At 67.6% G+C, this 23,043-nt stretch carries 18 protein-coding genes; 4 read left to right on the top strand and 14 right to left on the bottom strand.

The window, feature by feature from the left end; translation table 11 throughout:
• The first annotated feature begins 60 nt into the window (after nucleotides 1-60).
• Nucleotides 61-1,410, top strand: coding sequence for an acyl-CoA dehydrogenase family protein (locus EV137_RS03675; RefSeq protein ID WP_238175071.1), 1,350 nt, complete (start codon nucleotides 61-63; stop codon nucleotides 1,408-1,410).
• Between the two features lie 12 nt (nucleotides 1,411-1,422).
• On the opposite strand, the gene EV137_RS03670 is transcribed toward EV137_RS03675, so the two are convergent.
• The 3 genes from EV137_RS03670 to EV137_RS03660 form a co-directional block, all read right to left on the bottom strand.
• Nucleotides 1,423-2,121, bottom strand: coding sequence for a tyrosine-type recombinase/integrase (locus EV137_RS03670; RefSeq protein ID WP_134126541.1), 699 nt, complete (start codon nucleotides 2,119-2,121; stop codon nucleotides 1,423-1,425).
• A 27-nt stretch (nucleotides 2,122-2,148) separates the two neighbouring features.
• The gene (locus EV137_RS03665; RefSeq protein ID WP_134126539.1) at nucleotides 2,149-2,505 is read right to left on the bottom strand and encodes a hypothetical protein; all 357 of its coding nucleotides are present in this window, start codon (nucleotides 2,503-2,505) and stop codon (nucleotides 2,149-2,151) included.
• A 595-nt stretch (nucleotides 2,506-3,100) separates the two neighbouring features.
• On the bottom strand, nucleotides 3,101-3,418 hold the full coding sequence (locus EV137_RS03660) for a hypothetical protein (protein WP_134126537.1): 318 nt from the start codon (nucleotides 3,416-3,418) through the stop codon (nucleotides 3,101-3,103).
• A 174-nt stretch (nucleotides 3,419-3,592) separates the two neighbouring features.
• Here EV137_RS03660 and EV137_RS03655 point away from each other — a divergent pair, with 174 nt between their 5' ends.
• Complete coding sequence (locus tag EV137_RS03655; protein ID WP_166679768.1) at nucleotides 3,593-7,864, top strand: nSTAND1 domain-containing NTPase; 4,272 nt, start codon at nucleotides 3,593-3,595, stop codon at nucleotides 7,862-7,864.
• Between the two features lie 211 nt (nucleotides 7,865-8,075).
• Here EV137_RS03655 and EV137_RS03650 read toward each other — a convergent pair whose 3' ends face one another.
• On the bottom strand, nucleotides 8,076-8,969 hold the full coding sequence (locus tag EV137_RS03650; protein WP_166679767.1) for a CPBP family intramembrane glutamic endopeptidase: 894 nt from the start codon (nucleotides 8,967-8,969) through the stop codon (nucleotides 8,076-8,078).
• A 292-nt stretch (nucleotides 8,970-9,261) separates the two neighbouring features.
• Between EV137_RS03650 and EV137_RS03645 the strand changes: the two genes are divergently transcribed.
• Nucleotides 9,262-9,915 (top strand): hypothetical protein, encoded by a 654-nt coding sequence (locus EV137_RS03645; RefSeq protein ID WP_134126531.1) that lies wholly within the window; start codon nucleotides 9,262-9,264, stop codon nucleotides 9,913-9,915.
• Here EV137_RS03645 and EV137_RS03640 read toward each other — a convergent pair.
• The 6 genes from EV137_RS03640 to EV137_RS03615 form a co-directional block, all read right to left on the bottom strand.
• Entirely contained in the window at nucleotides 9,905-10,564 is a 660-nt protein-coding gene (locus EV137_RS03640; protein ID WP_134126529.1) for a histidine phosphatase family protein, read from the bottom strand. The genes EV137_RS03645 and EV137_RS03640 overlap by 11 nt on opposite strands.
• Nucleotides 10,561-11,163 (bottom strand): histidine phosphatase family protein, encoded by a 603-nt coding sequence (locus tag EV137_RS03635; protein ID WP_134126527.1) that lies wholly within the window; start codon nucleotides 11,161-11,163, stop codon nucleotides 10,561-10,563. Before EV137_RS03635 ends, EV137_RS03640 begins: the two co-directional genes overlap by 4 nt.
• Nucleotides 11,164-11,208: 45 nt before the next feature.
• The gene (locus EV137_RS03630) at nucleotides 11,209-12,756 is read right to left on the bottom strand and encodes an alpha/beta hydrolase (protein ID WP_166679766.1); all 1,548 of its coding nucleotides are present in this window, start codon (nucleotides 12,754-12,756) and stop codon (nucleotides 11,209-11,211) included.
• A 216-nt stretch (nucleotides 12,757-12,972) separates the two neighbouring features.
• Nucleotides 12,973-13,893: an ABC transporter substrate-binding protein gene (locus EV137_RS03625; RefSeq protein WP_166679765.1), complete on the bottom strand. Its 921-nt coding sequence runs from the start codon at nucleotides 13,891-13,893 to the stop codon at nucleotides 12,973-12,975.
• Between the two features lie 86 nt (nucleotides 13,894-13,979).
• The gene (locus EV137_RS03620; protein ID WP_202870946.1) at nucleotides 13,980-14,681 is read right to left on the bottom strand and encodes an ABC transporter ATP-binding protein; all 702 of its coding nucleotides are present in this window, start codon (nucleotides 14,679-14,681) and stop codon (nucleotides 13,980-13,982) included.
• 20 nt (nucleotides 14,682-14,701) lie between these two features.
• Nucleotides 14,702-15,565 carry an ABC transporter permease gene (locus EV137_RS03615; protein ID WP_202870805.1) on the bottom strand — a complete coding sequence of 288 codons (864 nt, stop codon included), beginning with the start codon at nucleotides 15,563-15,565 and terminating at the stop codon, nucleotides 14,702-14,704.
• Between the two features lie 190 nt (nucleotides 15,566-15,755).
• On the opposite strand from EV137_RS03615, the gene EV137_RS03610 reads away from it, so the two are divergent.
• Entirely contained in the window at nucleotides 15,756-18,515 is a 2,760-nt protein-coding gene (locus EV137_RS03610) for a helix-turn-helix transcriptional regulator (RefSeq protein WP_166679764.1), read from the top strand.
• A 16-nt stretch (nucleotides 18,516-18,531) separates the two neighbouring features.
• On the opposite strand, the gene EV137_RS03605 is transcribed toward EV137_RS03610, so the two are convergent.
• From EV137_RS03605 to EV137_RS03590, 4 genes are all read right to left on the bottom strand, one after another.
• Nucleotides 18,532-19,500, bottom strand: a complete 969-nt coding sequence (locus EV137_RS03605; protein ID WP_134126517.1) for a GlxA family transcriptional regulator — start codon at nucleotides 19,498-19,500, stop codon at nucleotides 18,532-18,534.
• A 175-nt stretch (nucleotides 19,501-19,675) separates the two neighbouring features.
• A complete protein-coding gene (locus EV137_RS03600; RefSeq protein WP_166679763.1) occupies nucleotides 19,676-20,530 on the bottom strand; it encodes a CPBP family intramembrane glutamic endopeptidase in 855 nt (284 codons plus the stop codon).
• 92 nt (nucleotides 20,531-20,622) lie between these two features.
• Nucleotides 20,623-21,129, bottom strand: a complete 507-nt coding sequence (locus EV137_RS03595) for a GNAT family N-acetyltransferase (RefSeq protein ID WP_134126513.1) — start codon at nucleotides 21,127-21,129, stop codon at nucleotides 20,623-20,625.
• Nucleotides 21,126-23,015: a transketolase gene (locus tag EV137_RS03590; protein WP_134126512.1), complete on the bottom strand. Its 1,890-nt coding sequence runs from the start codon at nucleotides 23,013-23,015 to the stop codon at nucleotides 21,126-21,128. The genes EV137_RS03595 and EV137_RS03590 overlap by 4 nt, the downstream gene beginning before the upstream one ends.
• Nucleotides 23,016-23,043 lie beyond the last annotated feature (28 nt).

Raw genomic sequence — 23,043 nt, 5'->3', positions numbered from 1 at the left:
TTGGTGCAAACGACAGTTACACTCGTCGGTAACATTGGACCCGGTTCTGTGAGGAAGTTGATGAGCGACCCTGTTGTCTCCGCAGACGTGATGTCTCTGGCCGGTGAGCTCGGCGCCGAGCGCTCGAAGCCGGACTGGAGCACCTTCTCGCTGGCGATCAACGACGACCAGCGCGAGATCCGGGACTGGGCGCACACGTTCGCCGCCGACGTCATCCGGCCCGCCGCGGCCGAATGGGACGAGCGCGAGCAGACGCCCTGGCCGATCATCCAGGAAGCCGCGAAGGTCGGCATCTACGGCCTCGACATGAACATCAACCTGTTCGTCGACCCGACCGGTCTGCTGATGCCGCTCGTCCACGAGGAACTGTTCTGGGGCGACGCCGGCATCGCGATGTCGCTGAAGGGCACCGGCCTCGCGTCGTCCGCGATCTTCTCCAACGGCACGCCGGAGCAGTGGAGCCAGTGGATGGGGCGGTGCTACGGCACGCCGGACGACGTACGGGTTGCCGCGTTCTGCTCGTCCGAGCCCGGTGCCGGGTCCGACGTGTCCGCGATCCGTACGCGGGCTGTCTTCGACGAGCGCACGTCCGAGTGGGTCATCAACGGGCAGAAGGCGTGGGCGACGAACGGCGGGATCGCTGACATCCACGTCGTCGTCGCGACCGTCGACCCGTCCCTCGGTACGAAGGGTCAGGCGGCCTTCGTCGTACCGAAGTCCGAGGTTCGCGGCCTGGAGCAGGGCACCAAGCTCCGCAAACACGGCCTGCGCGCCTCCCACACCGCCGACGTCTTCTTCGACAACGTCCGCATCCCCGCCGAGAACGTCCTCGGCGGCAAGGAAAAGCTCGACGCCCGCATCGCCCGAGCCCACGAAGCCCGAGCCGCCGCTGGGACTGCCGCGTCTGGGGCGGGTGCTTCTGGCTCGGCGGGCCGCAACGCCTCGATGGCGACCTTCGAAATGACCCGCCACATCGTCGGCGCCCAAGCCATCGGCATCGCCCGCGCCGCCTACGAGGTGGCCCTCGACTACGCCAAAACCCGCGAACAGTTCGGCCGCCCGATCATCGACAACCAGGGCATCGCCTTCAAACTCGCCGACATGGCCATGGAGATCGACGCCGCCCGCCTGCTGGTCTGGCGAGCCGCCAACATGTCCGCCGCCCTCATGCGCGGCGAAACCCCCGACTACCGCCACGGCGAAGGCTCCATGGCCAAACTCAAAGCCGGCGAGGTCGCCGTCAAAGTCACCGAAGAAGCCATCCAAATCCTCGGCGGCAACGGCTACACCCGCGAATACCCCGTAGAACGAATGCACCGAGACGCCAAGATCTACACCATCTTCGAAGGCACCTCCGAAATCCAAAGGTTGGTGATCGCGCGCGCCATCTCCGGCATGCGGATCCGCTGACGTTTCCGCAGGTCAGAGACTGATTCCCGGCCCTTCCGGATAGATTCCGCCGTCGGGCTCCCAAGCTGCAGTGGGTGAGCGATCGGCGGCCTGTTCCGTGACAGTTCCGTCGGAGAACGTGGAGAAGAGGCGGGCCAGTCGGGCGTCCACCGCCTTCCGCGCTCGCTCGTGCGAGGACGGAAGCATGTGGGTGTACAGCCGGAGAGTGAAGCCTGGGTCTCCGTGACCTAGGTACTCGGCGAGTTCCTTGATGTTGACGCCGTCGGCCAGAGTGATGCTCGCGTAGTAGTGGCGCAGCGCGTGCATGCCGGTGTCGCGGCTGGTCGTGTATTGCCGACGTCCCCGAGCGTCCTTCCCCGGCATTGGAATCACGCCCGCCTGGGCGAGTGCCGCTTTCCAGACCAGCTCGTCGTAGGTGCGAGCCCGGATGTGCTTGTCGTCTGTCCACCGGAACACAAGCTTCACCGTGAAAGGCTTCCCGCCGAGCGTTTCCCACGGCAGGGCGTACGGCCGAGGCTTCGTTGCTTCGATGTGCTCTCGGAGTGTCCGTGCGGTTCCTTCGGACATCGACACCGTTCGCTCGGCGTCGTTCTTCGGCAGCGCGAACACGAAGGCCCTACCTAGCTTCTTCACCTGTCGCCGTACATGGATGACCATCGCGTCGAAGTCGATATCCTCCTCGGCAAGCCCGAAGATCTCGCCTTGACGCAATCCACATGCCGCGCCGACGGACGCTGCTCAACTGCCGCTTCCCGAAGACCGGCGCAACATGCGCCGCAACGACGACTCATACCTGATCGCGCTTGCCGGATCCACCACCCGCGACTTCAGCCACCGGTCGGCAACCACCTCGAACCGCACCTTGCCGGCATTCGGATCGATGTACTCCCCACGCGCGCCATCTGTCTCCATAGCCGCCCCATGCCGCTCGGCAGCCACCTTGGTGCTGAACACCTTCGTCCGCTCGTTCCCCTCCGGATCCAGCCAGCCTGCCATCCACCGTTTCCCGCGCCCCCACCTCTTGCTCCGCTCCCGCACGACCGTGCCATCGGCCTGCTTCACCGGATGAGTCCACAGATCCTTCGCGTAAGCCATCGCCCTGGCACCTTTCAGTCGACAGGTCAAACCTTCAGGTTCAACGTCTGAGCTGTCGCAGAATGAGGGCCTGGCTTGCCAGCAATGAAGCGGGACGCCCACGTGGGCTGCCTGATCTGACGCGCCTATGAAGGCCACCACGCATAAACAAGCGCCTGAACCCCACGACCTCATGCCGAGCGGCGCTTCGGCCTGGGCCTGGACTAGCTCCGCGGACTGTCGGTAAGTGGTTCGTGGTCAGCCGTCTGGCTTCGCTGTTACATCACCAAGTGGTGCAGATTGTCGACGAGGCGCTCCTTCGTCGCCGACGGTTGTGGATAAGGTGCGTGTCCGAGGCCGAGCATGCACCTTAACCACACGCCTCGACCTTGACTCGAAGGAAACGGAAGGTCTGTCGATGGTGGACTGATCTGCAGCAGGGGATTGGTGATGAGGTCGTCTAGTCGTGTTGCCAGATCCTGTGAGGTGGTCCCGGACGGCGGTCCAGCGCACTACAAGTCCGTTTCGCACCGATTCTGCTGTGTACAACACGATGGCGCCGCGCAGGGATCACTGGCACGGTCTGCGTCGGCGATCGCTTGTGGGCTCGCGCTAGTCAGGCTGGACGGGTGGCCGTGTGGTCGCGGCGGCGCTGTAGGCCGAGGGTGACGGCGAGTCCGGCCCCGCCGAGCGCGATCCCGCCGAGGGCCCCGAGTGCTGCCGACGTCGCGTCGACTCCGCCGGAGGGCCCTGTGGCAGGCGGCCCAGGCGTCGGGAGCACCACCCCGGATCCGCCGGGGTCCTGGTTGATCGCGCTCGCTGGCGCGGCCGCCGCCCCCAGTAGCGCCGCGGTCGCGGTGGTGCTCAGCGCCAGCCGGACGAGGATGGTCTTGCATGCGGTCTTGGTTGCGTTCTTGGTGCTGTGTGCAGACATGACTGCTGCGCTCCTCTCGAGCATCCAGGCGGGACTTCCTGTACCGGTAGTCCGGGTACGCCTGGCGGTCGGTGATGCCTTTGTCGCGCACAGCGGTAACGCGGCGACAAACGGCGGTATCACCGCGGTAACGCGGCCCTTGACCAGGTGTGGCGGCAGGTCGAGAGTCGAGATGTGGGTATCGCCGTTCTCGGCCCGCTCACGATCGAGGGGGAAGAAGCCGTTCTCGGACGACGTGATCGCGCCGTGCTCGCCGCTCTCGCCGTACACCCAGGAGAGGTGGTCAGCGCGGAGGCACTCGCCGACGTGCTCTGGGAAGACCAGCCACCTGCGACCTGGTCGAAGGTCGTGCAGGGTTGCATGGTCCGGCTCCGCAAGCTGCTCGGCAGTCACACGATCGAGACCACACCGCTGGGCTATCGGCTCGCGGTGCCGCTCGACGACATCGACGCCCAACGGTTCGAGCGCGCGGTCGGCCGCGCCGATGAGTTGCTGGCCGCTGACGATCCGGAGCGGGCCGCGCTGGTTCTCGCCGACGCGTTGAGGTTGTGGCGGGGCCCGCCACTGGCCGAGTTGGAGGGGTGGGATCCCGGGCGGATCGAGGCCGCCCGGTTGACCGAGCTGCGCGAGACCGCGGAGGAGCTGTACGTGGATTCGGCGCTGCGGTCTGGTCAGCACGAAAGGGTGCTGGCCAAAGCGCGGACGTTGGTGGCGGAGGCGCCGCTGCGGGAACGGCGGTGGATCCTGCTTGCCACGGCGCAGTACCAGTCCGGCCGGCAGGCTGAGGCTCTGCGGACGCTGCGTCAGTTGCGCGACGTGCTGAATCGTGAACTCGGCCTGGATCCAGGGCCGAAGATCGACGTACTGGAGCAGGCGATCCTGCACCAAGACCCCTCACTGATGGTGGCCAGTGCGTTGCCGGAATCGAGCCCGGACTGTCCGTACCGAGGCCTGCAGCCGTACGACGTGCACGACGCGGACGAGTTCTTCGGCCGGGACGCCGACATCGCCGCCTGCCTGCTGAAGCTCGCCGACACCTCGGTGGTGGCGGTGGTCGGCCCGTCCGGGTGCGGTAAGTCGTCGCTTGTGCGCGCTGGTGTCGCTGCCGCGTTGCGGCGCGACGGGAAGACCGTCGTCGTGATGACGCCCGGCGTGCACCCGGTCGCCACACTTGCCTCCGTGATGCCTGGTCGGGGCTCGCTGCCGGCGCTGCTGGTCGACCAGTGCGAGGAGGTCTTCTCGCTGTGTCAGGACCTCTCCGAGCGCGAGAGGTTTCTGACGGCGCTAACGACACACGCTGCCGTGGCGCCGCTGATCGTGTCGTTCCGCGCGGATCGGATGGCCGACATCTCGTCGCATGCTGGGTTCGCACGTCTGGTGGCCGACGGGATGTACGTGCTGGCCGCCATGACCGAACCGGACCTGCGGGCCGCGATCGAGGAACCGGCCCGGCTGGCTTCGCTCGTGGTCGAGCCAGGGCTGGTGGACCTGCTTGTCACCGAGATCGCCGACCAACCTGGCGCGCTACCGCTGATGTCGCATGCCTTGGCCGAGGCCTGGCGGCGCCGCGAGGGCCGGACCCTTACAGTCGCCGGTTACCGCGACACGGGCGGGATCCGTGGCGCCGTCGCGCAGTCGGCTGAACTGGCCTACGAGCGGATCCCGGCCGAGCAGCGCCCGGTGTTGCGCGACCTATTGCTGCGTCTCGTCACGCCCGGCCCTGAAGGCGAGCCGGTTCGTAGCCGACTTCCCCGGCGCCTGGTTGTCACCAGCCCTGCGAACGACGCGATCATCGACCTGCTGATCGACGCTCGGCTGGTCACCAGCGACGACGGAGTAATCGAGCTCGCCCACGAGTCGCTTGCCCGGGCCTGGCCCCGGCTGCGCGGCTGGCTCGACGACGATCTCGAAGGCCAACGCGTGTTGCACCACTTGGCGGTCGCCGCCGACGCCTGGGCGGGTCTCGACCGGCCGGACAGCGAGCTGTATCGCGGCGTACGCCTGGCCAAGGCCCTGGATTGGCAGGACAACCGTCAGCCCATGCTGACCGCCACCGAGCAGGACTTCCTCACCGCGAGCAAGCGGGTCTCTGAGGCCGAGCTGCATGCCGCCGAGGACATCGCGCGGCGCCAGATCCGCATCAATCGACGCCTTCGCGCCGCGTTAAGCACGGCAGCGGCGCTTCTGGTCGGCGCTCTCATCGCCGGCCTGGTGGCCGTCAACCAGGCCGAACGCGGCGATCAGCAGGCGACAGCGGCTCAGCGTGCGGCGACCAGCGAGCTCGCACGTCGGGTCGGGACGCGAGCACTCCTCACCGAAGGCATCAGCCACTCGCTGCTGCTCGCGGCGCACGGAGCGCGCCTCGACGACTCCGCGGAAACCCGGGCCAACCTGCTCGCGGCGGTGAGCATGCGCCCGCTGCTGGTCCGGTCGTTTCCCGGCCGCGGCGATGATGTGGAAGGCATTTCGGTATCCCCTGACGGGCGCCGGATCGTCTCCGGTGACGACGACGCGCGGTTCCATGTGTACGACGCAGCGACCGGCAGCGTACTCAAGACCGTAGTCCTCGGACCGGACAAGGACGCGCCGGTGTACGGCGACGCCCGCTTCAGCCCGGACGGCAGGTTCGTCGTCGCGTCGACGATCTACCCGCCGCAGGCGCCACCACCGCCGGGTCAGCCGCTCCTCCGGCTGTTGGACGGAGATACGCTGGAGGAGGTGTCGCCGCCGCTCGCGTTCGAGAGCACGAAGAATCTCAAGCACAACGCGTCGGCATTCAGTGCCGATGCACGATACCTCGCGGCCTCGTTCCAGCAGAGCATCGGCAACGCTCCTGCGGCGAGATCGGATCCGGGGTTCGCACTCGTGTGGGACCTCGAGGCGACCAACCGCCTCCCCCGCAGAGTGAACCTACCGAACTGGATTCAGGGCATCGCTCTCAGCCCGGACGGCCGCGTCCTGTACAGCATGCAGCCACTCAGGGCGTACGACGTCGCCACGGGGGCACAGCTCTGGCGGCGCCCCGATCTCACCGGCTTCATGCGCATCGACGTCACCCGTGACGGCGCATTGATCGCTCTCCAGCTGCATAACAAGGATTACACGGATCCGAGCGTGATCGGGCTCGTCGACGCGCGCACAGGCAGGACGGTCAAGCTGCTACCCGACCACATTGACGAGCCGCGCGCACTGACCTTCTCGCCCGACGGCACTGTGCTCGGCTCCGTCTCGCACGACGGCGAGGCGATCGTCTGGGACGTCGCGACCGGCCGGCCCCGCCATCGGATCAAGTCGTTCGAGATCTTGTGGGGTGTCGGCTTCAGTCCGGACGGCCGGACCCTTTACACCGGCGGCGACGAGGGCATCGTCCGGGCGTACGACCTGGACGGACACCAGGCGTACCTGCAGGGCAGCCAGCGGATGCCCACGCGCACGTATGCGCACGTCCTCGCGTCGGGAGACGGCAGGCGCACGGCGTACGTCTGGAGTGATGCCGCGGCCACCTGGGTGAGTTTCGCCGACTCGACCACCGGCGCCCGAACCGCGCCCGTGCGACTGGACATCGACACGGTGAGGTCCCTGGTTGCCTGGCATCCGGACAGCCGGCACTTCGCCGCCGTCGACCGGTCGGGCGTCATCACGATCATCGACTCCGTGACGAACCGACTGATCCTGCGGCGCCAGGTCATCGAGAGGGAGATCGAGTCGATTGCGTACGTCGAGCGCGGGAACCGCATCGCCGTCACCGACATCGACCGCCGGACGACGATGCTCGACGCACACGGTCTGCGGCCCAGCGGCACAGCCATCGATGTCGGCGGGGACACCAAGTGGTATGACTGGCCGGGCCAGTACTGTTGCGCCGCGACGTCGCCAGACGGCCAGCGTATGGTGCTGTTCGAACATTCCCCGGACGCCTCCAAGGCACGATGGCAGGTCATCCGCGTCACGACCGGCGAGCTCGTGGCAGACGGTGAGGTGATGCTCAACCTGTTCGACGCATCGTTCTCACCAGACGGCCGCAAAATCGCCGTTACCGGGATTGGTGGCGAGCTCGTGGTCATCGATGTGACAGCCAGAGCCGCGCTGCACGCACCGACGACCGGCCATGACGGCATTGGTGAGTTCGTCCGGTTCTCGCCCGACGGCACCAGGATCGTGTCGGGAGCGTCGGACGGCACCGTGAGCCTCTGGGACAGCAACACCCTCGAGCTCCTCGGCACCGTCGCGACAGCAACCGGCGGCCAACCGGCCCTCGTCTCACCGATCTTCACCGAGGGCAACGACATCGTCACCATCGCCGCGTACGACGGACACATATACCGGTGGGACACACGCATCGATCGATTGATGACCTTCGCCTGCAGTATGGCCGGTCGCAACCTCACCCACGAGGAGTGGATGCGGGCTTTCGGCAATCGGCCCTACGAGAAGACCTGCCCATGACCTGCCCTTGTAGCGGCGATCAGCTGGTTCGTGGAACAACTCCGGACCGCCTGACTCGCCAGGCCGTCAGGCGCCCAGCTTACGTGGGAGCCGATTCAGTGGTTGCGGGCGATGCGGTGCAGGCGGCGTTTTCGCAGCCGCCCGAGCATTTGTCTTCTCGTCGCCTTGTTCGGTAGGCGTCGGGGCTGCATGTGTTCTGGCGGTACCCGGGTCACAGCTGTGGTGGCGCTTGGTCGTGAGGGCTCTCCTGGTGCCTGGCAGTCGAGTCGACAGTTCCGCCGGTCCCAGGCTGAGGAGTGTCGGAGCCGGCCGCTCGGCGTCGCAGATAGACGAGAATCACGGCGACCGCGATCACGCCGATGCCGATCATGCCGCCCACTGAGACGACGAAGGGGTCGCCGGACAGGTGCGCGCTGTCCGAGAGGCGGTCCGAGAAGGAGTTCAGGCTGCCGTGGAGGATGGCGGCCATGAGAACGCTCGATCCGGCAGCGACGTACAGCCGGGTGAGCAGGAGGGACAGGCCGATGCCGAGGACAGACATGAAGAACAGCACGCCGAGCGGGTTCTTGCCGGGATAGTTCAGTCCCACCAGCAGCAGGGGCAGGTGCCACGGAGCCCAGATCAGAGCGACGATGACTGACGCCTTGACCTCGCCCAACGGGAGCAGTTTCGGGAGCAGATAGCCCCTCCATCCGTATTCCTCACCGAGGGCGAGCACGGTGCTGATCGGAGTTCCGATCACCAAAAGCAGCACGAAGACGTACCAGAACGGCTTTTCGGTGCCTGGGTCGAACTGGCTCAGGCCGCTGGCGACCGAGATCCCGATCGTGGAGCTCACCAGAACGATCGGTCCGAAGATGGCCAGCATGTAGTAGCGCCATGGCCGGACGAGGCCGAGGGACCCCCTCAAGCCTTCCTTGCTGATGAACAGGCGCATGATGAGCGCCGCGGCCGCCGGTGCGAACATCCCCAGCGGGGCGTAGCTACCACCGGCATAGTTCGTCGGTGTCCGCCAGGTCTTCAGAGCTTGCAGCGCATCCGGCCACACCGGTGCCCAGAACGCCCAGGCGATTCCGTAGCTCAGGACGACAAACGTGATGACCATCCGCCACGGGACTTGCTTGTGGTGTGCCTGTCCGCGATTTTGTCGGGCGCTGCCGGCACCGCGTCTTGCTGTGTCCATCGTCGGTCCTTCCCTGTCGGCGTTGGTGACCTCGTCCAAATCCTTGACGTCCAGATCCTCGCGGCGGCGTTTGCAGGCGACTTGCACGGCCAGCTGTCGGAAGTGCGGCGTTCGCATCAGCGCAAGCCCCGCACGCAACGCAGGTGCAAGGCTCCGGCAGATCGTCTGGACGCGGCTCGTTCGGCCGCGCAATCACAATCGTGAGGAGACGAACATGACCAACAAGGTCCTGCGGGCCGCCCTAGGCGTGACCATGCTTGTGATCGGCGGCTGTCTCGCCGTCAGCGGGGCGATCCTGAGCGCGGTTGCCGGTCCCGACGACACCATGCGGACCGGGTATCACCCGGTGACGGCCGGCAGCCGTGCGCTGGTGGCCCGTGCGGCCAACATCTCGCCGGGCGCGGTGCCCCACGGGTTCGGCGACTTCACCCTGCGGATCAACGTCCGCTCCGCCGATAAGCCCGTGTTCATCGGAGTGGCGCCGGATGCCGCGGCCGAGAGCTACCTGTCCGGCGCTGCCGTGCGTACTGTGCGCGGTCTGGAGCTGTGGCCCTACAAGTTGCATGCCGCCGACACACAGGGCACCGCGACCCCGCCGCCGCCCGGGAACGAGTCGTTCTGGGTGGCGTCGGCCGACGGCGGGTCGCCACAGCTGACCTGGAATGTGACGAATGGGAACTACCGCGTGGTCATCATGAACCACGACGCCTCGCCAGGCCTGACCACCGAAGTGAGGTACGCACTGACAATTCCGTGGCTCTTCGAGATCGGCATCGGCTCACTGGCCCTCGGCGGCGTCATCGGTATTCCCGGCCTGGTCCTGCTCGTGGGCACTGTCCGCGGACATCGCAGCCAGATCAGCGTGTAGGCAGCGGTTGGGGTCGGGTGGCTTCGTGGCATCGCCACGGAGTGAAGTTCCACCCGACCACTGCCCAGTCGCTGTCCCGGCAGCTGAACACGCTTGCCGATGCGGGCGACAGGGCGAACTTGGCGGCGGACCTGGATGGCAGCTGGAGCAGCCGGGCGGCGAGGATATGCAGCAGATGTGCATGTGCGAAGACGAGTACGTCGCTACCGGTCTCCAGGACCGGAAGTACCCGTCCGAGCGCCTGGTCGGCGCGGGTCGCGACCTCGGCTAGAGGTTCCCGGGGTGCGAACCCGTCCGGCGCGGATGCATCCCAGATGCTCCAGTATCGCCCGACCGCGGTGGTGATCTCGTGCTCGGTGCGGCCCTCGAGTGGACCGTAGTCCCACTCGACGAGGTTCTGTTCGACCTCGGCGGTGAACCCGGCCAGCGCCGCCGTGCGCCTGGCGCGGCTCAGCGGGCTGGTGAGTACTGCGCCGTACTCCCGGCCGGCTAGGTACGGGTGGAGCGTCGAAGCCTGTCGCTCGCCTTCTCGAGTCAACGGGAGATCGGTCCGTCCGGTGTATCTGCCGGTCCGGCTCCATGCAGTTTCACCGTGCCGGACGAGAATGAGCCTCCCTTGGCTGTGGCGGCGTGCGTCGAGTGCATTCATAGCGGCGGCCACGCGCGCGGGAGGAAGTTCCAAAGGAGCAGAGCCCGGTTGTCGCGGCGACTGCCCAGGACGCTCAGGGATCCGGTCGCCAGCGACAGCCGGGGCGCCGCCAGGGCGGGCAACCCGAGCCACCGGGCGGCGAGGATCTGCAGCATGTTGGCATTGGCTACGAGCACCACATCTTTGCCGTCGGCAAGCACGGTGTCTGCCTCGGCGAGGACGTGATCCGCCCGCGCGGTCGGTGCGTGAGTAGCCTCGCCGGACATAGTGATCGGTGCGCTCGTATCGAACCGGATCGTTCCGCAGCGGTCACCCAGTCCGGGCTTAGCCGACGTGGTCTGGCTGCTGGTGACTGAGCACCACTCGATCAGGTTCTCGTCTGGTTCGGCTTCAAGGCCGGCCAGCGCCGCGGTCTGGCGCGCCGGTGAGAGCGGGCTGGACAGCACGCGACCGAAGCGGCGATTACGCAGGTAGGGTCTGAGCGCGCGGGCTTGCTCCTCGCCCGCGTCGTTCAGCGGTAGGTCAGGCTGTGCCGCGAGCTGGACATGATGGGTGTGCGCGGCGACAGCGCCGTGGCGAACCAACAGCAGTTCACTCATCGGTTCGTCCTTACGGTCGGACTCTCAGGAGCACAGTTGCCTGCATCAGCGGCGTTCCGTCCCGAATGTGGAGGCCGTGTTGGTGCAGGTGATGTCGGCGGCTGGGAGTTGTCCGGTCACCAGGTACCGCGTGACAGTCGCATCGACGCAGGGGTTGCCGTAGGTCAGGTACACGATGTGTTTCTGAGCGTTGGCCAGGGTGATCAGCCGGGAGTTGTGCAGCAGTTGGTGCAGGCGCCGCGCCCCGGAGGCTGGAGTCGCGGTGTCGAGTTCTGACTGGACCATGAGGATGCTCGGCGCCTCGTTGCCCGGTCCGATCGGCGTGGCCGACTCGAGCGGCCGGTACGGCCAGAAGGTGCACGGTTTGACCGTGGCGGCGGTCGCTCCGTAGAAGGGGTACCGGTGCCCGTCGCGGATCTTCTCCCGACGATACAGATCGAGATCGCGCGGCCAGGACGCGTCGTCGCAGATGATCGCCAGTTGCGCGGCGACGGCGTTGTCGTCCGGTGGCGGCGTCAGGTTCCCCGCGACGTAGTCATGGACCTCTGGGTGCAGTCGCCCGCCGTTCACCGCGACGTGCAGCAGGTCGGACAGCACCCGGTAGAGCCGGTCGTCGTACATCACCCCAAACGCGATGGCCCGGAGGTCTTCGCCGGTCAGGGTCAGGTCGTCCACACGGAGGGGCACACGGTTGCCGCTGGCAAGTAGCCGGTCGAATCGCGCCCGCACCGCCGCCCCGCTGACACCGAGGCCGTACTGCTGGTTGCGGGCGGCCGTCCATGCGGCCCAGCGATTCAGGCCGACTTCGACCGCCGGCGACATCGCACGGGTCAGTCCTTGCCAGACCACGTCCGGGTCGACGCTGCTGTCCAGCACGATTCGGTCGGCGTGTGTGCCGAACATCTGCGTGTAGACGCTGCCCAGGTACGTGCCGTACGAGTAGCCCAGGTAGGACAGCTTTCGCTCGCCGAGGGCGGCGCGGATCACGTCCATGTCCCGAGCAGTGTTGCGGGTGGTGATGAAGCGCAGGAACTGCCCGTTGGCACGCGCGCACTTGGCCGCTATTCCTGCCTGCCGGCCGACATCGGCTGCGAAGCTTTGGGGCGGCAGCAACAGGTAGTTCTGCTCGGCTGCGGTCAGCCCGCAGCTGATCGGGTTCGACCGGCCGACTGACCGCGGGTCGAAACCGATCAGGTCGTACCGGTCGCGCGCGTCGGCCGGCATGGCGGCAGCCAGCTGCGGCGGCAGGAGCAGCCCGGAGTTACCAGGCCCGCCAGGGTTGATCAGTAGGATCCCGCGCCGTACGTCGCGGCGCCCCGCGCGCAGTCTGGAGATCGCTACCGAGATCGTCGGCCCTGTCGGATGGGCATAGTCCAGCGGCACAGTGACCGCCGCGCACTGGAGCGCCGGCGCTCCGGCGCATGGACTCCAGGTCAGCGTTTGCCGGTAGAAGCGGTCCAGCCCTGCCGGCGCTGGCGCTTCTGGCGAGTTGTCGGTTCGGGCCAGGTCTCCGGTATGACCGCCGGCCGACGCGCCGACTGGCGCCGTCGTGGCCAGGACGAGGGCGGCGAACAGGGCGATGGCACCAGTCACGGGAGATCTACGAACCTTCATCGGCTGCTCCGATCGGGTAAGGCAACACCCGGCAGGCGAGGTGCGGACGTCGAACGGCGGACCACCCGTCTGGGCCTGACACCTGGAACGCATTTGACGCCCCACCGCGTGCCGACCATCTCCGCTCTGGTTGCACGCGCCTTGCACCGCACACCACGGACCCTCGCCGAGGTCGGCTGAAGTGAGCCGTGCTCGCTACCTTGTCGGTGTGCTGTGGTTCAGGTCGCCGAACAACAGGTGGTTGTAGCGATCGTCGTACTGTCGCGCGGCGTCCAGCTTCTCCGGCAACAGGCCCAGCCGGAGGAAGACGTCGGCCTGGTGTTGCTGGGCCTCGATCGCAGCGGCGTCGATGGGCACGAGGTGCGTGGAGCCACGGTGGACCGTGTCGCGCGCTACCTGCGGGGACAGTTTGTTGATGCGGGCATAGACCGCGGCCCAGGCTGTCTCGTTGTTCGCGGCCCACTCGATCGCGGCCTGCGTCCGTCGGAGAAAGTCCCCGATCGCGTCCGCGCTACGGGGATCGGTCAGCGCCGCGTCGGCGGCGACGAGGACATTCGATCCGGAGAGCAGTCCTTCACCGGTCCTCAGGATGTCGGCGACGCCTGTAGCCACGGCGGTGGCGGCGAGCGGATCGACGAGTACCGCGGCATCCGCATCGCCACGCCGGAGGGCGGTGATCGCCTCGGGCGCTTGCAAACTGACGGGGTGTACGTCGTCGTAGCTGAGGCCCGCGTCCGTCAACGCCTCGACGAGCAAATACTGCGTGATGGTGCCCGGGACGATCGCGATGCGCTTGCCGCGCAGGTCGGCGACCGTCCGGACCGGCGACTGGTGTCTGACGAGCAGTGAGATGTTGCGTGCGCCGCCCGGTGCCCGCGTCATGGCCACGATGTGCACGGCGACTCCCGCGGCCTGGGCGAAGATCGGCGGTGTGTCCGCCATGTAGGCGATGTCCACGGAGCCGGCATTCTCTGCCTCGATCGCCGGTGGCCCGCTCTCGAAGGAGCTCCAGGTCACGGCGTACGGCAAAGCTTCGATCTGTCCGGCCGCCTCGAGGAGAGGGCGCAGATTCGAGCGGATCTGCCCGATGCGCAGGACGTTCGGTGTCCCAGTCACCGGGTCAGGGGTGTCGGGGGAGCACCCGGTGAGGCTCACGACAAGGAGCAGAGCCAGCAGGATGAGGCGTCTGGTCCGACAGGACTTCATCTCGAACCCTCTTGGACCTGGGTGCTCAAGCTGGTGAGCAACCGTGCGCGCAGCGCGGCGACCTGTGCGGTGTCACGGTCTCGAGGTCTGGGAGCCGGCACTGGCAATTCATGGGTGACGACGCCGCCGTTCATCGTCAGAACCCGGTCGGCGAGTACGAGCGCCTCGTTGAGGTCATGGGTGACCAGGAGGGTGGTGGTGGCATGCCGTCCAACCAGGTCGGCAAGCAACGTATGCATCTGGGAGCGGGTGAGCGCGTCCAGAGCACCGAATGGCTCGTCGAGGAGAAGGACTTCCGGGCTCCGAACCAGGGCTCGCGCGAGCGCCACCCGCTGTACTTCACCGCCCGACAGTTCGCGGGGCCACGCACGCCCCCGGTTTGCCAGTCCCACCTCGGCCAAGGCACGAGCCCCCGCCGCCGGTGCCTCGCCGCCGCGCAGACCAAGGGTCACGTTGGTGGCTACCCGTTGCCATGGCAGCAGACGGGCATCCTGGAACATCACACTGAGCCTGGGGGAGATGGCGACCTCGCCGAGAAATTCGTCGTCGAGACCGGCGAGGATGCGCAGCAAAGTCGTCTTGCCGGCGCCGCTTCGGCCGATGACGGCGACGAACTCGCCTCGATCAACGCTGAGGTCGACCCCGGCCAGCACTGCGCGATCGCCGTACGAACGACGGATTCTTGTGGCTGTGATCATCGGCACAGCGCGTGACGAGGTCATCGGTTCTGGTATTCCCGGCGCCAGGCCAGTAGGTGGCGCTCGAGGGTGCGCACGAAGCGGTCCGACAGCCAGCCGAGCAGGCCGTAACTGTCCAGGCAGACGAACATCACGTCGGTGCGGAAGAATTGGCGTGCTTCGGTCATCAGTTGCCCGAGGCCGCTCGACGCGTTGATCTGCTCGCTCACGACCAGCACCAGCCACCCGAGGGTGAGCGAGTACCGCAGGCCGACCAGGAAACCCGGCAATGAGCCGGGCACGACGATCCGTCGTACGACGGTCCAGCGGCCGAGCTGGAGCGAGCGGGCGAGTTCGTCGTACGACCGGTCGACCGAACGGATACCGGCGAAGGTGTTCAGGTACACGGGGAAGCACGTCGCCCAGGCGATCAACAGGACTTTCGGCAGTTCGCCGATGCCGAACCAAAGGATCGCCAGCGGTACGAGCGCGAGTGCCGGCAGCGCGCGGAGGATGTGCACCGGTGCGTCGATGAGGTCCTCGGCGATCCGGAAGAGACCCGACAGCAACGCCAGGACCAGACCTGCGGAAACCCCGAGAGCGACGCCCGTCGCCACACGCTGCAAAGAGGCAGCGATCGCGTCCGGCAGCTGCCCCGATCGGACGAGATCGGTGCCGGTCGCCAGGACTGCATCCGGCGCGGGAAGCCGGCGTCCGTGGCCTGCGATTGCGGCCGCCCACCACAGGGCGAGCACGAGAATCGGACCGAGCAGCCGACGGATGGCGGGCGCAATGTGCCGCCGTGGCCGGAGACCGGCTCCGCTGAAGCTGTGGAGGTTCGGCGCAGCTTGCTCGACGCCCGGGCCGATCGTGCCCGGTCGTGTGTCACCCGCATCGGTCTTCAACCGCTCCTCCCACCTCGGACCGCCCCCAGATCGGACCGTGCAGTCAGCTGCCCGAAACCTTCTGACAGTACTTCACCGGCGGCTGGGGGTGACAGATCCGGGTGAGACCTGCCAATCTGAAATTCCCGTGGCGGACGGATCGGGGGAAGGCGTCTTCAGGCCCGCCGGGCGAGTGTGTGAAGGGTTCCCGATGGCGACACCGCTGCGAGGCCGCGCGCCGGAGACCGCGCGACTGGCGGACCTGCTCGACCGGCTGGACATGGGCTCGGGGGTGTCGGCCCTGGTCCTGGGAGAGGCCGGTGTCGGCAAGAGCCGGCTGATGGACGAGGTGAGTGTTCTGGCCCACGGGCGGGGTCAGCGGATCATCCGCATCAACGCGGACGAGATCGATCTGATGAGCCCGCTGAGCACTCTGCTCCGAGGGCTGACGGCGGCGGACGCGCTGTCCGGAGCGGGCTCACTGCTCGACGAGACGGCTGCATCACGTCCGGCAGACATCTGGTTGCTCAACGAGATCCAGTCCCAACTGGAACGAGCCGCCGGTACGACGCCGCTGCTGGTGATCATCGACGACGTCGACCGTGCGGACGACTTGAGCCTGCACGCTGTGCGTCTGCTGAGCCGATCGCTCGAGAGCAGTGCGATCGCCTGGCTACTGACCGCTCGCGCCGAGCCGCTCCCGCGGTTGTCGAGGTTGCGCGGCAGCATCGCGCGCCACGGCGGAATGATTCTGACATTGCGGCCGCTCGCGGACACCGATGCAGTGCAGATGGTCGAGGACCTGCTCGGGGCCCGTCCGCCGGCGGCGCTGCTCAGCCTGGCACACGCTGCCGGTGGCAATGCCCTGCTCCTCAGCGAGCTCGTCAACGGCTATCTCGCGGAGGGCCGCGTTGCGTCGGAGGCCGGAACGGACGGCGGGCTGACGCTGCCGGATCGCGTGCGCGAGGCCATCCGCTCACGGGTTGCGGCGATGCCGGCAGACGCCATTGAGCTTCTCGAGGTCGCAGCCGTCCTGGGGCGTGCGTTCCGGGTCGCCGATCTGGCCGCGGTCACGAAGGAGACAGCCCCGGAAGTCCTGCGTTCGCTGCGGCCGCTGCTGAACGAGGGCATGATCACCGAGCGTGCCGGACAGTTGGTGTTTCGGCACGAACTGCTGCGTGAGGCGGTTCTCGCCGACCTGCCGGCCGAGGCGGTGCGGTTGGTGCATCGCGACGTGGCATCGATCCTGCTGGACCGAGGCGAGTCGCCCGTCGATGTCGCGAGTCACTTGCTGGCCGGGGTCGGGCCGGGCGATGCGGATCTCGCCGCAGCCGTCACCAGCGCCAGTGAGCGCCTGGTGGCGACCTCGCCCGGACAGGCCGCCGAGCTGGCGCGGAGGGCACTCGATATCAGTGCGGACGACGCCGGACAATGGTTGGAGTCTGCGCCACGGGTCGCGATGGTCCTGACCCAGGTCGGCGAGTTGGACGAAGCCCGCGATGTGCTGTCACGGGCGGTCGCACGGGGCATCGACGGTGACAGCGAGGCCAGAGGACGTGCCGCCTTGTCCGATGCGCTGTGGCGTCAGAGCCGGACCACCGAAGCCCTCGCCGCGATCCGGCCAGTCCTGCATCGCAATGACATTTCCGCCGCTGGGAGGGTGCGACTGGAGGTTGCGTGGGCACGTACCCGGGTGCTCGGTGGCCAGCCGGGTGACGCCGTCGACCAGTTGGCCGCTTCGATCCGGAAAGCCCGCGAACTCGGGGACAGAGGTGCGTTGACCTCAGCGCTGGCATCGCGGTCGATGGCGCTGCGGTTCGTCGGGCGGTTCCGCGAGTCGATCGACGACGCGCAGGAGGCCGTGGCGGTCCAGCCGTCGGGCTCCGCCTGGCAGGGCATCGACGCGAGGGTCTGGCTGGCGCGCAGCCTGTCCGCGGCGGACGGGCTCGAGGATGCGGAAGTCCTCTGCCGGGACCTGATGCGCGACTCGAACAGCTCAACCGGCGCCCGAGACCTACCGGCCGTCAGCTCGAGCTCTGCGCGACTGCTGTTGGCCCGGGGACAGATCGGCGAGGCCAGGACCGAGGCGGAAGCGGGGATCGCGGCGATGGAGGCGGGTGGTAGCCGCGAACTCGCGGCCGAGCTGTACGCCGGTGCTGCCATGACGACGTGGCTCGAAGCAGGACCGGACGCGGCGCGTCAGTTGCTCCAACGCGTTGACGGTACGCCGCGGGACAACACGTACGGGATGAAGCATCTCGAACTGGTGCGACTGTTCATCGGTGGTGGCCAAGACGCCACCGCGACCCGCCAAATGGTCGCGCCAATCATCGCGGCGCTAGCCGACTCGTACGGTCAACTGGTGTTCGATCCGTTCCACGGGCCGTCGCTGGTCCGTTGCTTGGTGACGGCCGGTCTGACCGCGGAGGCCGACACCGTTGTCGGGAAATGTCGTGAGCTCGCGGCGCTCAACCCAGGTATCGCGTCGTGGCAGGCGGCGGGAGATCAATCCGAGGGCCTCCGGGCCGGCGACGCGCACCTGCTGCGGGCTGCGGCCGACGGGTTCGAGAAGTCTGGCCGGCAACTCGCCGCGGCGCTGGCTGCTCTGGACGTCGTGACTTTGCCCGGTCGCCGTCCGAAGCGCGCCGACCGTGACCGGGTCGCAGCCTCGCTGCGCGCTGTGGGCGCCGACTCCTTGGCCGACCAGGTCGTCGAGGGATCCGGGCGGCCCGGCGGCCGTGGTAGCCGGCCGGTCAGCGGGTGGGCGAGTCTCACGCCGGCCGAGTTGCGGGTCGTGGAACTCGCCGCGGAAGGAGCGACGAACAAGGAGATCGCGCAGCGCTTGTGGATCTCGCCGTACACCGTGGACACCCATATGCGTCATAGCCTCGCCAAACTCGGCCTGCGCTCGCGGGTCGCACTGGCCCGGTTCGCGGCCGAACAGTCGCCTTCGGTCCCTGGCACGGACTGAGCAGTCTGTCCGGCGGTCAGGATGCGACCGCAGGACGTGTCTCGAACCTCGACCGGTAGGCCGAGGGGCTCATGCCGGTCTCGCGCCGCAGATGCATCCGGAACGATGCCGTAGTGGCGAAGCCACACAGCCGAGCGACGACGTCGACCGGTTCCGCTGTGCTCTCCAGCAAGCGGCACGCTTCGCGCAGACGCTCGGTGAGTACCCATTGCCGTGGACTGACGCCGGTCTCGGACCGGAAGACCCGGGCGAACTGCCGACGGCTCAAGCAGGCCCGGGCCGCCAGGTCGTCGAGCGTCATCGGTTCGGCGAGGTGCTCGAGCATCCAGGCTCGTACGGCGGTGAGTCCGGTGCGTGGCCGAAGCGGAACCGGGCGATCGACGAGCTGAGTCTGGTTTCCTGAACGAGGCGGTGCGATCACGGCGTACCGGGCTGACGTGGTCGCCGCCGAGACGCCGTGATCCCGGCGTACGAGTTCGAGATAGAGGTCGATTCCACCGGCCAGTCCGGCGCTGGTGAACAATCGCCCGTCCTGGACGAACAGCGCGTCGGGATCGACCCGCACGCTCGGAAAGGTACGCCGCAGCAGGTCGGAGTACCGCCAATGCGTGGTCACTTGGCGTCCGGCCAGGAGCCCGGCCTGGCCGAGTGTGAAGACCCCGGTGCCGATTCCGACGATGCGGGCGCCACGATCCGATGCTGATCTGAGAGCCGACGCGATCTTGGGTGACACCCCATGTGTCGGCTCCGCCACCCCCGCCACCATCACCGTCCTGGCCTCCGGCAGGACGGAGAGATCGTGGGAGACGTGGACGCTGTACGAGCCGCTGCCGGCGAGCAGACCGGATTCATCACTGCACACCCGGACGCGATACGGACCGCCAGACTCGGCGGCTGGTGCGAAGACCTGCTCGACGGCCGCCACGTCGAATGGCAGAACCCCGCTCTGGACCACGACAGCGACTTCGTGTGTCTGCTCGGACATGACTGAGCCTCCTCAATTCTCGGGTGCCGGGACTGCGGCAACGATTCGAGAGTCGTCGGCTCGGGTTGCAGGCACATCGCGTGTGTTCGTGATCCTGTCGACCCTGTGGACCGACCGAGCGGCCGGCCCAAGTGGCAGGAGGGGTGCCGGATATCACGTGGTCACGTGATGCGGCTCAGCGGTCGAGGGTGCCCGCGTACCGCTGGTTGCGGAGGTGCCAAGAGGCGCTGGCGACGCCCAGGACGAGCATTCCGCCGGCAGCCAGCCAGCCGAACTCGCCGAGCAGCGTGCGCGGTCCGCTGAAGGTACCGTCCTCGATGGCGCCGGTCGTACTGAAGTAGGCCGCGACCAGACCGTTCCACGCTCCGTGGGTGAGTACGCTCGGCCAGATCGAACGGGATCGATCGGTGAGGACACCGACGAACAGGACCGATCCCGCCAGCGCGACGCTGAACGCGGGCAGTCCGCCTTTGAAGCCGTACCAGCCGAGCAGCACGAGTGGGGCGTGGTAGATCCACCACACCACGAACATGATCGCCGCACTCGCCTGGAACGGGTACCGCCGGCGCAGCAACGGCCAGAGGAAGCCACGCCATCCGACCTCTTCGCCGATCGCTGCGATGCACGCGTACAGACTGAGCAGGACGGCGACGGCAAGCAGGGTCGGCAAGTGCCCTTCGCGAAGCTCGATCCATCCGAGCGCCGACGCGAGCAGGTTCGCCACGAGAGCGACTAGGCTGGGCAGGAAGCCGGCGAGGATCCACCACGTCGGCCGGCCGAACCGGATCACGCCCGGCCCGGCGATCAACGCGAGCAGCGCTCCGATCGTCGGCGCCAGCATCACCGCATAACTGAGGCCGCCCTCGAGCACGTGGCGATCGCCAATCGGCGGGTGAAACGCGACGATCGCCCCGATGTAGAACACGATCAGGCCGAGCGCGTAGAGCACGATGCGGCGGCGATCCCTGGCCGGATCGTGGCGGCGGTCGACTCGGCCGGCAGTGGTCGTCCCGGTTCCCAGCACAGTCATGTCTGTCACCCTTTCGGCTGGACGATCGAGGGCTTGGGGTGTCCAGCAGTCGGATCGTCGCGCGGCCACTTGCATCCACGTTGCACAAGGGCTCAGAGCGCGAGTGGCACGGAGATCACCAGGACGTCGGCCTCCGCGCGGATGCTGTACTGCGGGGCGATCCGCTGAATCATCCGTCGTACGGCGAGATTGCCGGGCTCGACGATGCCGATAGCTGTACGTACGCCGGAACGAGCAAGCTGCTCGAGGATCGCCCGGGTCAGCAGCGAACCCACGCCGCGTCCCTGCCAGGCGTCGTCGACCCAGACGGCGAACTCCGCTGTGCCGGGTTCGACGGGGGCGGCAGAGGCCAGGCCGAACACCTTGCCGAAGTTCTCGGGGTGGCAGGCATCCCGGGCCGCGACCGCGAACTGGCGCCCGGTGAGGATGTCGTCGAGGTACGACGCGGGGAAGACCGACAACGCGTGGTGGAAGCGGTCACGCCGGGTCCGTGGGCTACTGCGTGCGAACAGGTCGAGGAGCGCCTGGCGGTCGGCGAGGTCCACGCCTGCTGAGATGACGCACGTCAGGCTCGGCGTCAGTTCATGAATCGCGCTCATGGCACGGCGCCGTCGAGCAGTCGGTGGCTTGCGGCAACGATGTGCCGGGCCGACAGTCCCGCCGCGTCGATCAGCTCGGCAGGACTGCCGGAGCCCGGCCGGGTCCGGACGGCGAGATGCTCGACGTGTGCCGTGGTGCCGGTGTGGTTGAGGGCAGCCAGCACGGCATCGCCCAAGCCGCCCTCAGGGTGGTGGTCCTCCACGACGACGAGGCGTCCTCGGGTCGCTTTCGCTGCCTCCTGCAGGGTGTGGCTGTCGATCGGCTTCACGGAGTACAGGTCGACCACACGGGCGCAGATGCCTTCGTCGGTGAGCAACTGGGCGGCCTCGAGACAAGTGTGGACCGTTACGCCGGCGCCGAGCAGTGCGACCTCATCGTGGGTCGATGAACGCAGAAGCTTCGACCCGCCGACCTCGAAGGTCTCGGTTGCTTCGTAGAGGACGGGGTAGGCGCCGCGCGTTGCACGAAGGTAGACCACGCCGTCGCACCGGGCCATTAGTTCTACCAGGTGCGACGTACTGGTGGCGTCGCTCGGGTAGAGCACTGTCGAGCCGTGCACTGCGCGCATCATGGCCAGATCCTCGAGGGCCATCTGCGATGCTCCGTCCGGGCCGACCTCGACTCCGGCGTGCGTTCCGACCAGCCGGATGTTCGCCCGCGACACCGCGGCCATCCGGATGAAGTCGTGTGCTCGGGTGAGGAAGGCGCCGAACGTTGCCGCGAACGGGATGTATCCGCGCACACTGAGACCGATGGCCGCGGCAACCATCTGCTGCTCGGCGGTGAAGACGTCGAAGTAACGTTCCGGATGGATCGCGGCAAAGGCATCCGCGTGCGTCGAGTTGCCGACCTCGGCATCCACGACGACCAGGCGGGGAAGGGCTGTGCCGAGTGCGGCCAGCGTGTCGCCGAACGCGATGCGGGTCGCGATGTTCGCGCCGACCGGGTATCGCGGCAGGACGACCGGCCGATCCGGCTTCGCCGTCACGGGTCGGTGAACCGGGAGGCGTTGGGGGAGGGCGAGATCGCGATTCCCGCCGAGCTCGATGATGGCCCGCTCGGCGAGTTCGGGCGCCAACGGCTTGCCGTGCCAGCCGCCGGTGTCCTCGAATCCGCTGAACCCGTGTCCCTTGCGGGTCTGCGCGAGCACGACGGTCGGCCGGTCGAGATCCGCGGCTTCCTGCAGGGCGGCGTCGATCGCGCCGACGTCATGGCCGTCGATCTCGAGGTGCCGGCAACCGAATGCCGCTACCCGGCGAGCGTAAGCCCGTAGATCCCAGCCGAGCTCGGTCGGTCCGCGCATCCCCAGGCGATTGACATCCACCACCACGGTGAGATTCGACAGACTGTAGTACGCCGCCTTGTCGAGCGCCTCCCACATCGATCCTTCGGCCAGTTCGCTGTCGCCGCACAACACCCAGACGCGGTACGGCGCGTCCTCCAGGTGTCTTCCGGCCAACGCGATGCCTACCGCGTCCGGGAGTCCCTGGCCAAGTGAGCCGGTCGCTACGTCGACCCACGGCAGTACCGGCGTCGGGTGCCCCTCCCACGGCGAGCCCAAGCGGCGATACGAGGTCATCAGTTGGTGATCCGTGACGACGCCGGCCGCTTTGAACAGCGCATACAGCAGGGGAGAAGCGTGCCCCTTCGACAGGATGAGGTGGTCGTTGCCGGCACTCGACGGTTCTCCCCAGTCATAGCGCAGATGCCGTGCTGCGAGCACGGCGACAAGGTCGGCAGCCGAGAGACTCGACGTCGGATGACCGGATCCCGCGGCGGTGCTCATCCGGATCGCGTCGACGCGGAACTGCTGGGCGAGTTCGGCGACGAACCCGAGGTCGTCGGTCGAGGTGTGCGGTGTCGGTGTCAGCGGGTGCGATGTCATCGCGTCGTCCCCTTCCGTGGCTTACTGC

It is taken from the genome of Kribbella pratensis (assembly GCF_004366075.1).
Classification (GTDB): domain Bacteria; phylum Actinomycetota; class Actinomycetes; order Propionibacteriales; family Kribbellaceae; genus Kribbella; species Kribbella pratensis.
This window is presented reverse-complemented; position numbering and strand designations above follow the sequence as displayed.

Bases quoted from the DNA above. Each gene is read 5' to 3' on its own strand.
- EV137_RS03590 (WP_134126512.1), bottom strand. From the start codon at position 23,015: ATGACATCGCACCCGCTGACACCGACACCGCACACCTCGACCGACGAC.
- EV137_RS03620 (WP_202870946.1), bottom strand. From the start codon at position 14,681: ATGATCACAGCCACAAGAATCCGTCGTTCGTACGGCGATCGCGCAGTG.
- EV137_RS03675 (WP_238175071.1), top strand. From the start codon at position 61: ATGAGCGACCCTGTTGTCTCCGCAGACGTGATGTCTCTGGCCGGTGAG.
- EV137_RS03645 (WP_134126531.1), top strand. From the start codon at position 9,262: ATGACCAACAAGGTCCTGCGGGCCGCCCTAGGCGTGACCATGCTTGTG.
- EV137_RS03600 (WP_166679763.1), bottom strand. From the start codon at position 20,530: ATGACTGTGCTGGGAACCGGGACGACCACTGCCGGCCGAGTCGACCGC.
- EV137_RS03650 (WP_166679767.1), bottom strand. From the start codon at position 8,969: ATGGTCATCACGTTTGTCGTCCTGAGCTACGGAATCGCCTGGGCGTTC.
- EV137_RS03665 (WP_134126539.1), bottom strand. From the start codon at position 2,505: ATGGCTTACGCGAAGGATCTGTGGACTCATCCGGTGAAGCAGGCCGAT.
- EV137_RS03595 (WP_134126513.1), bottom strand. From the start codon at position 21,129: ATGAGCGCGATTCATGAACTGACGCCGAGCCTGACGTGCGTCATCTCA.
- EV137_RS03640 (WP_134126529.1), bottom strand. From the start codon at position 10,564: ATGAATGCACTCGACGCACGCCGCCACAGCCAAGGGAGGCTCATTCTC.
- EV137_RS03610 (WP_166679764.1), top strand. From the start codon at position 15,756: ATGGCGACACCGCTGCGAGGCCGCGCGCCGGAGACCGCGCGACTGGCG.
- EV137_RS03605 (WP_134126517.1), bottom strand. From the start codon at position 19,500: ATGTCCGAGCAGACACACGAAGTCGCTGTCGTGGTCCAGAGCGGGGTT.
- EV137_RS03660 (WP_134126537.1), bottom strand. From the start codon at position 3,418: ATGTCTGCACACAGCACCAAGAACGCAACCAAGACCGCATGCAAGACC.
- EV137_RS03635 (WP_134126527.1), bottom strand. From the start codon at position 11,163: ATGAGTGAACTGCTGTTGGTTCGCCACGGCGCTGTCGCCGCGCACACC.